Below are 14634 nucleotides of genomic sequence, written 5' to 3'. Positions count from 1 at the left end.
TAAAGAAGGAATATATTAATAAAATACAAACACGCTGTGCAACGACTATTTCAAGTTGCGCAGCGTGATTGATTAAATTTGTAGAGACTTTTTTATAAACCGTATGAATAGGTCTAAATTGAAGTTATCCCTCAAGTGCATTCCTTTTTTCTTTATAACGTGCCCAAATTACTAACGGTATCATAAGCAATGAAAGATACATTCCTAAAAATCCAAGTATCGCGTAACTTGAGTAAGCTACAATAACTCCAGACATTAAACTTCCCGTTGTTCCTGCAATTGCAACCCACACATCAACCGAACCTTGTGTTTTCGCACGCGTTTTCATACTAGTTGAATCTACAATAATTGCTGTTCCACTAATTAATCCGAAGTTCCAGCCTAGCCCCAATAAGATCAGTGCTGCGGACAACCAAACTAACGAATCGCCAGGTGAAAATGCCGCTGTTAGCCCCGCTAATGATAATGTAATTCCCGAAAAAACGACCATAACAGAACGACCGAATTTATCAACAAGATAGCCCGTACCAAGCGATGGTAAATACATAGCGGCGATATGGAGACCAATTACCATTCCAACCGCAGATAGGCCCGTACCATGATTTTGCATATGGATCGGCGTCATAGTCATCACCGCAACCATTACAAAGTGTGACAGAACTAGAACCAATGCGCCTACAATTATGCCAATTCGGTTTATCTTTTTATTTAGTACTTTGCTTTCATCAATTCCTTCTAACTCATCTCTTTTCTCTAGCTCTTCAGCAATTGCTTTTGCGATTAGAAATGGATCCGGCTTCAAGTAAATAAACAAGATCAGTCCGGCAGTAATATAAGCCGCCGCCGCCAAAATGAATGGCCCCGCAAGAGCGGGTATTCCAAGACTCATTGCAAAGTTCCCCATAGGCGTTACTAAGTTAGGCCCTGCTACAGCGCCAACTGTCGTTGAAACCAATGCGATACTAATTGCCTTTCCTCTTTGTTTGTCATTCGCTAAATCCGTACCGGCATAACGTGCCTGCAAATTCGTGGCTGTTCCGGCCCCATATACAAATAACGAAACTAATAAAAAGGGTATATTGCCCATCGTAGTTGCAACAATAACACCAATTGCCCCAATACCCCCGGTAATAAATCCTAAGGACAGACCATAGCGTCTTCCAAAGCGTTGAGAAATCCGACCGATCGAAAATGCAGCAAGTACTGAACCAAATGTAAACAAGGCGGAGGGAACACCTGTAAAGCTATCCATCCCCAACATATCCCTTGCAATCAGTGCACCTACAGTTACTCCCGCCGCTAGTCCGGCTCCTCCAAATATTTGGGACATTACAACCACAATCAGCGTTCGCTTATATAACTTTTGCTGTGCTTCTTCAGAATTAATAATATGGTCGACATTATGTACATCTTTGTTCCTCATAGTAAAACCTCACTTCCAAAACGTGTTTCTGATGTATTTATTCAGATCTACTGAAATCATACGTATTTGAGTAGTATAGTTAATTATTAGACTATTTACTAGCTCTCTATTGTTTGATGGTAGACAAAGAATAATATGAAACTAGTAGAAACATGCCGCATGCCGTTGTTAAGTACTATACTTTTTGTCCAACGAATAAACTAATTACACTATAAAATATGAAAGGATGGCGAATTGAGACGTCTATTTTACGTATTAATACTAGTTGTCGGCCTGATATTGGGAATACTTACAACGTACTTAATAAGTTGAATGATTTTGAAGTAATAAAGTAAATAAACAATAAAATACCTTCCCTTGTTTGAAACAAAGGGAAGGCTTTTAGTAAACTAGATGATTACTTCATTTGCTCTGGAAGCCAAAGTGAAAGTTGTGGGAAAATAATAACGATTATTAGGACAAATATCATCAAGAAGATGAAAGGTATGACCCCTCTTACTACAGCCCCAAGTTTTTCTCTGGCAATTCCACTTACCACAAACAAATTCAATCCGACTGGCGGTGTAATCATACCCAGCTCCATATTGATTGTCATGATGATTGCAAAGTGAAGTAAATTGATGTCGAAATGGACAAGTATTGGTAGTAATATTGGTAATGTTATAAGAATAATCGAAACAGCTTCTAAGAACATTCCCATAATAAAGAATAAAATATTAACAATAAGAATAAATATCCATTTATTCATATCACTCTCGGCAATCCATGCACCAATCTGCTGTGGAATTTGAGCATTTGTCAGATATAGGCCAAATAAGCTCGCCGCCCCAATAATTAAGAAAATCATTGCTGTGATATTAATAGACTCAATTATAATCGGTCGAATATCTCTCCAGTGTAACTCACGGTAAATAAATGCAGAAACAATAATTCCGTAAAAGACCGCGATTACTGCAGATTCTGTTGGTGTTACAACTCCACTGTATATACTACCTAGAATGAGGAATGGTAAAAACGCGCCCCATATTGCTTTTAGAGAAGCTTTTCCTCTTTCATCCCAAGTAGATTTTTCACCTTTGCCGTAACCATTTCTTTTCGCATAGAAAATGGCAGATACAACTAAAACTCCCCCAAGAAGGATACCTGGGATAACACCAGCCATGAAAAGTTTTCCAATCGAAACTTCTGCTGTAATACCGTAGATAATTAAAGGAATACTTGGTGGAATAAGAATTCCCAAAGTTCCACCAGCAGCAATCAGTCCCATAGAATATTTCTTATCATAACCTGCTTTAACCATAGCAGGAATCATGATAGAACCAATCGCAGCTGCCGTAGCAGGACTTGAACCTGAAATTGCCGCAAAAATCATACATGCAAGGATAGCTACTACTGCTAAACCTCCAGATAAATGACCAACCCAAGTTCTAAGTGCCTCAATTAGGTACTTGGAAATTCCTCCGCGTGCAAGCAACACACCCGCAAGTACGAATCCTGGTATCGCCATCATTGGAAACGAGTCAAGTGCGGTAAACATTCGTTGTGGAACCATAGTCATATTGAAATCGGTTGTTAGAAGAATAATTATAGTAGACATTGCAAGACTAATCGCAATTGGTACTCTTAGAACAAGTAGCAAAAAGAAAATACTAAGTAAGAGGATTATCATATTCAGCATCCTTTCCTCGTACCAGATTCACTAAACGCTCTATAAAACGTAATAAAAATAAGAGTCCAGATATCGGAAGGATTAAGTAAATAATCCACATTGGTATACCAACATCAAGAGAGACCATTCCTGAACTAAAACGATTTACAACGAGAATAAGTCCAAAATAAGTATACGTTCCACAAAATAGTATGCTTACTATAGTTGAAAAATAATCTACAACTTTTTTCCAGCGATTGGAGAGTTTATCGTAAATAATATCCACTTGAATATGTTGGTTATGTCGTAAAGCAATTGCAAAACCTAAAAACACACCCCAGATGATCACATATCGAACGACTTCTTCAACCCATGCCTTCGGTTCATTGAATACATAGCGCATAATAACACCGTAAAATATAAGGCTAATTCCGGTGAAGAAAAACGTTCCAGCTGAAATTTCCTCAAAAAGTGCCCAGAATTTCTTTACAGATTTCATTACTAGTCCCTCCTTTTTCCATAATTCATATTTATTAAAACTTACGGGTGTCGATCAATGTAGCGGATCGACACCCGTAGAATTTATTTTAAATCGCGGATACCATCAAGAAGTTCAGGTGTAATTGTTTCGCCAAACTCTTCATAAACCGCTTCGAAAGCAGCACTAAATGCATCACGCTCTGCATCCGTTAATTCCAGTATTTCAACTTGACCTGAATCTCTAATGTTCTCTAGGCTTGCTGCGTTTTCGTCAAAAGCAAGTTGCCATTCAAGTTCAGTTGCTTCTCTAAGTGCTTCTTCAACTTGTTTACGGATATCTTCAGGCATCTTTTCCCAAAAAGGTTTGTTAACAAAAATTCCGTAATCCAAACGTCCATGCTCACTAAGTGTCATATACTTTTGTACTTCTTGATATTTTTGTGTATCGATGTTGTTAAAAGTATTTTCTTGTCCATCGACAGTTCCTTGTTGCAATGCCGCGTATGTTTCACCAAAAGAAATTGTTGCACTACCAGCACCAAGTGCACTAAATTGTGATTCTAAAACTTTTCCAGCTTGTGCACGGAATTTAATGCCTTTAAAATCTTCAGGCTTTTGAAGTGGATGTTTGTTATTTGTAAAGTGTTTAAATCCATTTTCCCAGAATTCTAAGCCCATAATATCGTTGTTTCCTAATATTTCACTATTTAACAATGTTTTAGCTAAATCACTTTGGAAAAACTTATGTGCATGATCACGATCTGCGAATAAGAAAGGCATGTCAACATACTGCCAACGTGGATCTAATTTCACCATTTTAGTTACAGATGGAGCAATCATATGAACGTTTCCAGAAACAAGTGCATCTAACTCATCAGCATCGCCGTATAATTGTGATGAAGGATAAATTTCAACAGTTGCTTTACCATCTGTTTTTTCTTCAACTAACTTTTTAAATTGCTCAGCTGCTTTACCTTTAACACTGTCTATTGAAGTAACGTGTGAAAACTTTATAATGATTGGCTTGTCTTTTGACGCCTCTGTTGTACTACCTTTATCTCCACCGGAGCACGCTGCTACTAGAATAGCAAGTAAACTAATGATACCTAGCATAAATATCTTTTTCATTTCTTCTTTCCCCCTAATTCTGTTTTGCAGTACAAAAACTTTTTCCCTATTCTCCTTCACCCCGATAAATCGCGGTGTTTTAGTACTATGGAAGTAATTCTATATATTCAGCTCCGAAACGGTTTTTATAATACTCAAACACCGGTTCGAAGGCTTCTTCCCAAATTTGACGTTCTTCTTCCGTAAGATGGTAGATTTCAATACATTCACAGTCTTCTAACTCCGTTAATTTTTCAGAGTTAAGTCGATGTGCAATGCTCCACTCCCATTGATTCACTTCAAGTAGCGTATCTGTAATTAGAAGCTGAATGTTTACGGGAAGCTCTTTCCAAAATTCATCATTCATTAACAAAACATATCCTAAATAACCATGATTACTAATCGTTAGATACTTTTGCAACGTATGCAGATTTTTACTTGTAATATTGGATAATGTGTTTTCCTGTCCATCCACATCTCCATTTTCCAAGTGGTGAAACAATATATTGAAATCAATTTTCTTTGGAACCGCCCCTAAAACCGAGAACTGTTTTTCTAGTATCTCGCTTGGCATAATCCTCATATTTAGTTGCTTAAGATCCGTTGGATAATGGATAGGGAAATCTCGATTACTCATTTGCTTGAAACCGTTATCCCATATGCCTAAAGTGTGTAAACCTTTGTCATCAAGTTTTGAGATTAATCGCTGTCCAATTGGCCCCGCTATATAGTCATGTACTTCTTCGTACGTACTAAAAGCAAATGGAAGGTCAATAACAGACCATTCAGGAACAAGCGAAGTCACTTTCGATGTCGCAGGAGCGATCATTTGAATATCACCATTTAATAAAGCGTTCATTTCTTCTCCGTCTTTATAAAGGAATCCATTCGGGAAAACCTGGACTTCTACATAGCCATTGCTTCGTTCATTTATTAACTCAGCAAATTTTCGGGCGGCTAATCCTTTAGGCGTATTTTCGCCAACAACATGTGAGAAACGAATGACAAGACGCTCTTCTTCACTTAATTGCTCATTATCTATTGGAAATGCGTTCTTCTGACAGGCGGTTAACAATAGAAGAAGAACCGCTGAAATAAGTACAAATGTAAACCTTTTATAATAGACAGATAGATACAAGGTTCTCCTCCAGATGATTAAGTAATCTGATATTTTGATTGTATACGCTTACAGGTAGAAATCAATATTAAAAAGATATTGAACGTTATGGTCTTTATGGTCTTTTAATATTTTGGAATATAAATCATCACGAAACCCCTAACGAATCCTGCTGCACAGTAATCTACAGCAGGGAGTAAAATTTAGTAGGCCTACCAACATTTCCATATTGCATTTCAATTCGAACCTTTTCTTTATGTGCTAAAAAGTCTAAATATTTTCGAACAGTCACCCTTGCCATCCCAACAGTTTGTGCCAATTGTTCCGCTGTGATGGGAAGCGTCTCTTCTACTAGACTAAGGACAATTTGTTCCATCGTAAGCTTATTCAACCCTTTTGGTAATTCAGTTCCATTTGAAGCACTGCCCAACCAATCGTCAATATCTTCTTGTTTCAAATGTTCCAAAGCTTTTAATTTCCGAGTCGTTTTATAATAGTTATCAAAAGATTTTTGAAAGCGTTCAAATCGAAATGGCTTTACCATATAATCGACTGCACCAAATCGCATCACTTCTTGTATCGTAACAGTGTCGCGTGCGGCAGTGATCATAATAACATCAGAAGGAATCCGTTCCAATCTAAGTTTTGTTAAAATCTCTATACCCGACATATCTGGTAAAAACATGTCCAATAATATTAGTTGTGGCTTTAAAATTTTAATTTGTGCCAATGCATCTTTTCCGTTCATCGAAAACCCAACGAGCGAAAATCCAGCCATTCTTTCTAAAAAACCTTTATTAATATCCAAAACCATTGGATCATCTTCTACTATAAATACGGTAATATTAGCCATACCTTTTCACCTTACCTACTTGTACTATAAAACTAGAACCAGAATTTGATTCCGATAAAACAGATATGCTTCCTTTATTCGAATCGATAATCTGTTTAACTAAAGCCAATCCAATTCCCCTGCCTTCCTTTTCTTTTGTGCTGTAGCCAAAGTCAAAAATTTCATCGGAATGGTCAGGCAAACCGCAACCACTGTCACAGACTTCTACGTATAAAAATGTTAAATCTCCTTGTATTAAAAAATCCACATTTTTTTCCTTCGCATTCAAACATGATTCCATTGCATTATCTATTAGATTCCCCAAAATAGTGACCATATCACCACTTGAAAAACCAGCCATAAGTTCAAATAAAAAGGATGTGTTATCAATATTTAAAATTACGCCCAACTCTTTGGCACGCGATCTTTTCCCGAGCAAAAGTCCAAGTACAGAGTAGTCGGTAATTGTATCTTTTAAAAACTGAATAACATCCTGCTCATCCGAAATTTCATCAATGATCATATTTAAAGCTTCTTCGGATCGATCCAGCTGAATTAAGCCCGCAATGCTGTGTAATTTGTTCATATATTCATGGTTTTGTGACCGTAACGCATCCACCAAAGTTCTTATCCCAGTTAACTCTTCCGCTAGAATATGTGCTTCTTTCCGGTCCGTCATCATAATAAGGGACCCAACAGAACGATCCTGAACAGTAATCGGATAAATACTAACGAGATACATAACGTTTTGACAAAGAAGTGGACGATAGATTACTTCTTTATCATTTTTTGATTCCTTTGCAAGCCATGTATCCGGGAATAACTTAGCCAATGAGATGGAGTCATCATAAAAACTTGTATATTGTCTTGCTAATCGATTCATAAAAATTGTTTCAGCATTACTGTTGGTCGCTAAAATACCAATATCCATCGCTTGCATCATACTTGAACGTTCTTCGACCAAGCGTGCAATTTCGTACGGTTCCAAATTCAATGTCTGCTTTTTCAAATGATTTGCAATGATCAAGGAACCGACCAGACCAATGAGAACACCCCAAAATAAGGAAAGTAATAAGTTATTACGATATTCAACAATCAAACTTTGAATGGTTGGCGATAAGATTCCAACAGTTACAACTCCAACCTGATGAACACCCTCCTCATCCATCACGGGAACAAATGCACGAATCGCGTAGCCAACAACCCCTTGCGCTTTGGATATGTATTCATGCTCAGATAAAGAAGCTTGTTCATCCCCCCCTTCAAAAAGAGTCCCAAGCTTGCTTTCTGAAGGATGTGAATACCGAATGCGATTCATATCAAAAATAACAATATAATCCACATCAGTAGCCAAACGAACCCTTTCAGCTATTGGTTGGATAATCGAAAAACCATCACTCATACCAACTTGACTCTTAACTTCCGGTAATTGAGCAACCGTCCTTGCAATTGCAATCGACCGAGCACCTAACTCTTTTTCAAATGCGGAGGAAATATTATAAATCATAATAATACCACTTGTCCCAACCGAAAATATGACAAGTATAAATGAGAAAATAAACATCTTCATACGCAATGAAATTCTATTCATTCGTCATACTCCATCTCTATTCCAATTTCATCAATTTTAGCGAAATAGAACCATCCGCTAAAATATCAAAGCAGTTTTGTAGTATTGATGATAAAAGTTATCTTAAGTAGACACAGCATACCATGTAGAAGATTTCGATTCAAAAGAATATTTGGAAAGGATACTGTTTATATAACTATAAATCCCATGAGAATAAACAATCCAGCGCAGAAGCGACACATAATGAAAGGCCATCGCTAAGCGCCAAGCGATCTTAATAATCACACACCATAACAAATCCCAACACCACACATCTGCAAATTCCCCAATTCACAATACTGAGAGAATTCCCCAATATACAAACCACGACAATGAACCAAAGAGCGCAGAAGCGACATAAAATGAAAGGCAGCCCAATAACGCCGGAAGCGGACTACGAAAGTGCCGTAGTCCTATTTGTCCTGCGGCAAAGGCTGCACACCTGCATCCTGCAGGCGCCGAAGTGCTGAGACAGATAGTGCACTTCTATCTGGCTCAGCACGAAAGGCCATCGCCAAGCGCCAAGCGACTTTGGAAACCACATTCCATTAGAAGTCCCCAACAGCACACACCATCAAAACCAAAAAAGTCCAAAAAAAAACCACTCGCCAATGTTACTAAGCGAGTGGGCCTTCAATATTAATTTCCGAGTGCACCTTTAATCCGAGACTCCGGCATTGTTTCATCCGGTGAAATATCTTTAAACGTTTCGCCCGCCTCTTCCAAATCACGCGTTCTGTGTGCAATTCTAGATGACGCAGAAGCCGCAATACTTGCAACCAGATCATCAAGGAACGTATGCACCGCTCCACCTTTTTTAGTATCTAACTCTTTAATAATACCCGTTTTGTTCTTATCCAAATGTCCAAATGTCGTAACTGCAATTGAACCATATGTAAATACGGCCCCAAGCGCAATCGTCTCATCAACACCGAACAAACCTTCATCTGAACGAACAATTTGTAGCAGCGGTTCAGACAGTTTTCCCTGCTCCGCTAACTCATCAAGTTCAATACCAACTAAAATAGCATGTTGAAGTTCACGCTTCTTAAGCACACCTTCAACAGATTCGATACAGTGAGCCATTTGAAGTCCTTCATTGTATGGCAACTGCATTTCATATACTATTTCTGCTATTGCTCGCATCGTAACCCCACGACGTTCGAGTGCCTTCTTCGTTGCTTCAGCCACCACATTTGAGTGAACCACTTCAGCTTTTTTCCCCATAAGAATACAACCCCTTTTTAAATTGATTAATAATCTATCATATCAATAAAATGGATCCAAATATCAAATGATGTCTTTTCTAAAAATGACATGAACTCATTCCTACAGTATAGATAACCGACAGTCCATTTATACAAAATGAAAACAAAAGCAATACAACCATTATACCTATAAATGCAGATATGGTACAATTTCAAATATACATCTAGATGTGGAGGCGTTATGAATGGAATACGGTAAAATTAAAGAAGTTTCGTTTTACAGCAAGGCTTTGGATGAGGATATGCAACTCCTAATTCATTTGCCACATAATTATTCAGAACTCTATAAATATTCGATACTTATTGCATCCGATGGCAAAGACTATTTCCAGTACGGTCGCATTGGACGTGTCATTGACGAATTGATTCAAGCTCAGGAAATTGAAAATGTTATTGTCGTCGGTGTACCATATAAAAGCGTAAGCGAGCGAAGACGTCTATATCATCCTGAAGGCGATCGCCATGAAGCTTATTTACGCTTTCTTGCACGCGAGCTTGTGCCTTATATGGATGAAAACTACCCGACATATCAAGTCGGTGCTGGTAGAGGACTTATTGGTGATTCCCTAGCAGCAACAATATCTTTACTCGCAGCAGCCAAGTACCCAAATACATTTGGTAAAGTTCTTCTTCAATCACCTTATGTCGATAATTCCGTACTTGAAGCCGTAAAAGCAGTGCAAGACCCATCTCGCTTTTCAATATACCAAGTAATTGGTGATGGTGAAACGACTGTAAAAACTGCTGACAACGAAATAAAAGACTTCCTTACACCCAATCGTGAGTTAAAGAAATTGGTTGAAATTAAAGGGTTTCCATACTTCTATGAAGAATTCAAAGGAGACCATACTTGGAAATATTGGCAACCAGATGTTCGAAGAGCAATATCCATGGTTTATGGGGAATAGTAAGGGAAAACAGACAACGTGATACAGGTTCTGGTATGATAGAAGTAATAATATATAAGTTAACTTAATTTAATAGGAGGTATTTTATTATGAAATATGGAATTGTAGCATTTCCATCAAAGAAACTTCAAGATTTAGCAAACGGTTATCGAAAGAGATATGACCCGCATTATGCGCTCATCACTCCGCATATGACTATGAAAAGTGTCTTTAACGCAACCGATACCGAGATTGAAGATGTTGCAAAAGCAATTAAAGAAGTTACAAAAAAACACGGTCCATTCGAGCTGAATGTCGCAAAGGTCAGCACATTTGCGCCAATTACAAATGCAATCTATTTTAAAGCGACACCTAACGATGAAATGCTTAACCTTCACAAGGATTTGAACGACGATTTCTTTGGCGAAGCATCTGAATTTTCCTTCATTCCACACATTACAATCGCACAAAGACTTTCTTCAGGTGAACACGATGATATTATTGGTCAACTTAAAATGGTTGGTGTTGATCATAGTGAAACAATCGATCGCCTACATCTTCTATATCAACTTGATGACGGTTCATGGACAGTATATGAAACATTTCGACTTGAAGGGAACAAATAAGCGTTGTTTCGTGTAGAAATTGCAAGAGCGGACAAAGATAGGGAATCTGCTTTTCACATTCGAAAAAGAGTATTTGTGGAAGAACAAGGTGTACCGTTAAGTCTTGAGCTCGATGAACATGATAAAACGGCTACACATTTTGTTATATACACTAAAGATACTCCAATCGGTGCTGGACGACTTCGTGAAACGGATGCTGGAACCGGCAAAGTTGAACGAGTTTGTGTACTCCCTGAATACCGCGGTCGCCATCTTGGTAACCTAATTATGCACTCGCTTGAAGAGTATGCAAAAAATAATGAATTAGAAAAGATTATCTTAAACTCCCAGTCATATGCGGTACCCTTCTATGAAAAGCTTGGTTTTGTAATTACATCACCAGAATTTATGGATGCGGATATACCTCATCGTGCAATGGAAAAGAATTTAGTTTAATGAAATAGGAAGCCTCTATAGCATAATGCTATAGAGGCTTCCTATTTCTATATTGTTTTTACACATAAGCATTAATATTCATTCCCTTACCAACTACACGCGATATTGCAGGTGAGAGATTTACTGGATTCGGTTGAATATATCCTTGATAAGAACTTGGCGGAGCAATAACAGAAGAATGTTTCTTATTTCCCTCTTCTTTTTGTGATTGTTCCTGAAACTCATCAAAGTACTCATTATAAAACTTTACACGTTGAATTCTTCCAATATACGCAAAATTATGAGGTTGTTGACTCAAACGATTCGCATATTGCTCGGATTGAATTGGTCGAATTGGTAATAAGTAACCCATTATTACACCCCCTCATTATTAAGTTATATAACCTTTGCTAGTACTATACCCTTTATTAAGAATGTTAAACCAATCATTTCAACTCTTCTGTTAAGTCTTTATTAACGTCCCAACATATCTTGAATATCATTCAGATTCATAGATTTACCATTTGTAACAATTGAACGTACAAGTTCATCTTCTGTATGTTGAGGTACATCTTTTCTTGCCAGTTTACCTACATTGCGAATAATTTTTCGAACTTGACGTTCGTCACTGAAATCTGCATATTGAATGGCATTTGCAAGAGCAAATACTTCTTCCATAGGTACACCAGTTTTTGATTCTATTTTCCGGAAAAATGAATCATTCATCCGTCATTCCCCCTTTTATACGAAGCTTAGACCTACAATAATTAGTAAAATAAAGAGAACAACAATTAAAACGAACATTGATCCGCCATAATTGGCCCCTTCTTGGACACCGCCTCTTCCGCCACCATGTTGGTAACATCCATGTCCATACATAAAAAAATACCCCCCTTCTCTTCTAAGTATCCTATGCAAGGATATTAAAAAGGAGGCGGGCAAATATCTATTAAATATTTCCTTTTGGTTTAAAAATAAATGCTGCTATGAAACCAAATAATATGGCTGAACTAATTCCCGAGCTTGTCACTTCAAACATTCCCGTTAGAACACCTATTAAACCGTGCTTTTCGGCCTCTGCCATTGCACCATGAGTTAAAGCATTTCCGAAGGACATAATTGGAACTGTAGCACCTGCACCCGCAAAATCAATTAGCGGTTCATAAAGACCAAACCCATCTAAGACTGAACCGATAACAACCAATATACATAGCGTATGTGCTGGGGTCAGTTTTGCTACATCAAATAAGAGTTGACCGATAACACAAATTAAACCGCCAACAATAAAAGCCGTAATAAATAAAGAAACCATAAAACCCACTCATTTCATTATTAATTCTACTGCATGTGCAATACATGGAATTGTTTCACCTTGTTGAAAAGATAATGGCGATAAAAGTGCACCTGTAGCTATTAAGAGTACGCGATTGTATTCCCCTGATATCATCTTTGAAAATACATCCGTGAAATACACAGCCGCCGAACAACCGGAGCCACTTGCACCTGATAAAAATGCGGGATCATCCCCGTAAAACTCTGCTCCAGCATCACGAAAATTATTCCAAACATTTACTTGCGCAAGTTTACCAAGTTTCTTGTATATTTCAAATCCTGTTTTCCCTAAATCACCTGTAACAATTGCATCATAATCAGCCGTTTTCCTTCCATGACCTTCTAAATGCCGTTGCAATGTATCTGAAGCGGCAGGAGCCATAGCTGCTCCCATATTGAGAGGATCCGTAAGTTTAAAATCTATAACTCGCCCAATCGTTGCACCAACAATTGCGGGGAAACTTTTTTTATAAGGAGTTACAACAGCTACACCAGCTGCCGTTACAGTCCATTGTGCCGTTTCAGGTTTTTGTGCACCATATTCAACAGGGTAACGGAATTGGCGCTCAATTGAATTGTGCTGACTTGAAGAACCTGCTATTGAACATTTGGACATGCCTATATCCGTCAACAATGCTGCCGTGATAAGTGTAGATACTGATGTGGCACATGCTGAAAACATGCCAATATAGGGTACTTGAAGTGCCGATGCAGCAAAACTAGAAGGCGTCATTTGATTCACTAAATCTCCGATAATTAAAAAGTCTGTTTCCTCAGGTTGAATAGCAATCTTACTAAGAGCGATACGACACGCATCTTCCATCATTTTCGCATTTCCCTGTTCATTCGTCGTTAAATCGCATCGTTCATCTTCATAAATTTGATCAAAGAGAGGTGCATATACGCTTTTTTTTTCAAGCGGACCTACTGTCACCCCGGTTGCGATAATCGAAGGGGTGGATTGGAATTTAACAATACCTCTCACTACCATGAAACAACACCTAACTTTACAAGAATTGTCTTAATAAGTGCAACGACAAATGCAGAGAAAACGCCAAACAATATTACAGATCCAGCAAGTTTAAACATATTTCCACCTACGCCAAGTACATATCCTTCACTTTTATGTTCAATAGCGGCGGATGCAATGGCATTACTAAATCCAGTTATCGGAACAGCTGCACCTGCACCACCAAATTGTCCGATTTTCTTATACTGCCCAAAACCTGTCAACAACATTGCAATGAAAATTAATGTAGCAACTGTTGGATTACTTGCAGTTCTCTCGGTAAAATCAAAATACTTCATATAAAAAACAGAAATAAATTGGCCGATTAAACAAATCGTACCTCCGGTGATAAATGCCAAAAAGACATTTTTTAATAATGGTGTTTTCGGCGAGAGTTCCTTCTCTATCTCTGCATACTTTTTATCATCCATTTAGGTCTCTTCCTTTATTAGCGATTTTAATTTCTTAATGCTATTTTTTAATTTTTTCTCATCTGTCTGGTCAATCATTTTTTTGGTTTCCATAATTATCTTTTGATCTGCTGAAACGATAATGTTTAATTCCGAATGTAGCTTTTCAATTTTTTCTTTAAGTTCTTTTTCTATTTTTTTCTTCTTAAATCTTGAAAAAGTTCTTACCGTAACACCTGCAAGAATATCTTTTTCATTAAATACAGCAACTACATTCGTTAATCTAGGATCATTGATAAATATTTCTTCTACATCTTTTTCACTTATATCCGTGTTATTATTTATCTGGACTTTTTTGTCCACTGAATTGCATCCTGAAAGTACTAACACCAAAACGATTATTATCTTTCCTTTCCAAATAAAAATCCCTCCCATTTCTAAACAGTATGCCTTTTACTCATTAACTTTATTC

Annotated in this window: 18 protein-coding genes; 3 read left to right on the top strand and 15 right to left on the bottom strand. The window is 37.6% G+C overall.

The window, feature by feature from the left end; all coding sequences use genetic code 11:
• Positions 1 to 124 precede the first annotated feature (124 nt).
• The 8 genes from ACP8HH_RS04435 to ACP8HH_RS04400 all read right to left on the bottom strand — a co-directional run bounded on the left by ACP8HH_RS04435 (position 125) and on the right by ACP8HH_RS04400 (position 9443).
• Positions 125 to 1423, bottom strand: a complete 1299-nt coding sequence (locus ACP8HH_RS04435; protein ID WP_438316392.1) for an MFS transporter — start codon at positions 1421 to 1423, stop codon at positions 125 to 127.
• Positions 1424 to 1820: 397 nt separating this feature from the next.
• On the bottom strand, positions 1821 to 3092 hold the full coding sequence (locus ACP8HH_RS04430) for a TRAP transporter large permease (RefSeq protein ID WP_438316388.1): 1272 nt from the start codon (positions 3090 to 3092) through the stop codon (positions 1821 to 1823).
• Complete coding sequence (locus tag ACP8HH_RS04425) at positions 3073 to 3570, bottom strand: TRAP transporter small permease (protein ID WP_438316385.1); 498 nt, start codon at positions 3568 to 3570, stop codon at positions 3073 to 3075. The genes ACP8HH_RS04430 and ACP8HH_RS04425 overlap by 20 nt, the downstream gene beginning before the upstream one ends.
• A gap of 83 nt (positions 3571 to 3653) precedes the next feature.
• The gene (locus tag ACP8HH_RS04420; RefSeq protein WP_438316383.1) at positions 3654 to 4679 is read right to left on the bottom strand and encodes a DctP family TRAP transporter solute-binding subunit; all 1026 of its coding nucleotides are present in this window, start codon (positions 4677 to 4679) and stop codon (positions 3654 to 3656) included.
• 85 nt (positions 4680 to 4764) lie between these two features.
• The gene (locus ACP8HH_RS04415; RefSeq protein ID WP_438316380.1) at positions 4765 to 5796 is read right to left on the bottom strand and encodes a DctP family TRAP transporter solute-binding subunit; all 1032 of its coding nucleotides are present in this window, start codon (positions 5794 to 5796) and stop codon (positions 4765 to 4767) included.
• Between the two features lie 163 nt (positions 5797 to 5959).
• Entirely contained in the window at positions 5960 to 6628 is a 669-nt protein-coding gene (locus tag ACP8HH_RS04410) for a response regulator (protein ID WP_438316377.1), read from the bottom strand.
• Positions 6621 to 8198 carry an ATP-binding protein gene (locus ACP8HH_RS04405; RefSeq protein WP_438316374.1) on the bottom strand — a complete coding sequence of 526 codons (1578 nt, stop codon included), beginning with the start codon at positions 8196 to 8198 and terminating at the stop codon, positions 6621 to 6623. Before ACP8HH_RS04405 ends, ACP8HH_RS04410 begins: the two co-directional genes overlap by 8 nt.
• 657 nt (positions 8199 to 8855) lie before the next feature.
• Positions 8856 to 9443, bottom strand: a complete 588-nt coding sequence (locus ACP8HH_RS04400) for a phosphatidylglycerophosphatase A family protein (RefSeq protein ID WP_438316371.1) — start codon at positions 9441 to 9443, stop codon at positions 8856 to 8858.
• 226 nt (positions 9444 to 9669) lie between these two features.
• Here ACP8HH_RS04400 and ACP8HH_RS04395 point away from each other — a divergent pair, with 226 nt between their 5' ends.
• The 3 genes from ACP8HH_RS04395 to ACP8HH_RS04385 all read left to right on the top strand — a co-directional run bounded on the left by ACP8HH_RS04395 (position 9670) and on the right by ACP8HH_RS04385 (position 11432).
• The gene (locus ACP8HH_RS04395) at positions 9670 to 10392 is read left to right on the top strand and encodes an alpha/beta hydrolase (protein WP_438316369.1); all 723 of its coding nucleotides are present in this window, start codon (positions 9670 to 9672) and stop codon (positions 10390 to 10392) included.
• Positions 10393 to 10481: 89 nt separating this feature from the next.
• On the top strand, positions 10482 to 10997 hold the full coding sequence (locus ACP8HH_RS04390; protein WP_438316366.1) for a YjcG family protein: 516 nt from the start codon (positions 10482 to 10484) through the stop codon (positions 10995 to 10997).
• 3 nt (positions 10998 to 11000) lie between these two features.
• Positions 11001 to 11432 carry a GNAT family N-acetyltransferase gene (locus ACP8HH_RS04385; RefSeq protein WP_438316363.1) on the top strand — a complete coding sequence of 144 codons (432 nt, stop codon included), beginning with the start codon at positions 11001 to 11003 and terminating at the stop codon, positions 11430 to 11432.
• Between the two features lie 58 nt (positions 11433 to 11490).
• On the opposite strand, the gene ACP8HH_RS04380 is transcribed toward ACP8HH_RS04385, so the two are convergent.
• From ACP8HH_RS04380 to ACP8HH_RS04350, 7 genes are all read right to left on the bottom strand, one after another.
• Positions 11491 to 11784: a hypothetical protein gene (locus ACP8HH_RS04380; protein WP_438316360.1), complete on the bottom strand. Its 294-nt coding sequence runs from the start codon at positions 11782 to 11784 to the stop codon at positions 11491 to 11493.
• 101 nt (positions 11785 to 11885) lie between these two features.
• Positions 11886 to 12137 carry a stage VI sporulation protein F gene (locus tag ACP8HH_RS04375; protein WP_438316357.1) on the bottom strand — a complete coding sequence of 84 codons (252 nt, stop codon included), beginning with the start codon at positions 12135 to 12137 and terminating at the stop codon, positions 11886 to 11888.
• Positions 12138 to 12152: 15 nt separating this feature from the next.
• Positions 12153 to 12290 carry a YjcZ family sporulation protein gene (locus ACP8HH_RS04370; RefSeq protein WP_438316354.1) on the bottom strand — a complete coding sequence of 46 codons (138 nt, stop codon included), beginning with the start codon at positions 12288 to 12290 and terminating at the stop codon, positions 12153 to 12155.
• A 70-nt stretch (positions 12291 to 12360) separates the two neighbouring features.
• Positions 12361 to 12723: a stage V sporulation protein AE gene (gene spoVAE, locus ACP8HH_RS04365; protein ID WP_438316351.1), complete on the bottom strand. Its 363-nt coding sequence runs from the start codon at positions 12721 to 12723 to the stop codon at positions 12361 to 12363.
• 9 nt (positions 12724 to 12732) lie between these two features.
• A complete protein-coding gene (locus ACP8HH_RS04360; protein WP_438316348.1) occupies positions 12733 to 13734 on the bottom strand; it encodes a stage V sporulation protein AD in 1002 nt (333 codons plus the stop codon).
• The gene (spoVAC, locus tag ACP8HH_RS04355; RefSeq protein ID WP_438316345.1) at positions 13728 to 14183 is read right to left on the bottom strand and encodes a stage V sporulation protein AC; all 456 of its coding nucleotides are present in this window, start codon (positions 14181 to 14183) and stop codon (positions 13728 to 13730) included. The genes ACP8HH_RS04360 and spoVAC overlap by 7 nt, the downstream gene beginning before the upstream one ends.
• Positions 14184 to 14525 (bottom strand): hypothetical protein, encoded by a 342-nt coding sequence (locus tag ACP8HH_RS04350; RefSeq protein ID WP_438316342.1) that lies wholly within the window; start codon positions 14523 to 14525, stop codon positions 14184 to 14186.
• Positions 14526 to 14634: the final 109 nt, after the last annotated feature.

It is taken from the genome of Sporosarcina sp. FA9, from assembly GCF_051550205.1.
In the GTDB taxonomy this organism is placed as follows: Bacteria; Bacillota; Bacilli; order Bacillales_A; family Planococcaceae; genus Sporosarcina.
The sequence above is the reverse complement of the archived record's forward strand: the minus strand, read 5'-3'. Positions and strand labels throughout refer to the sequence as shown.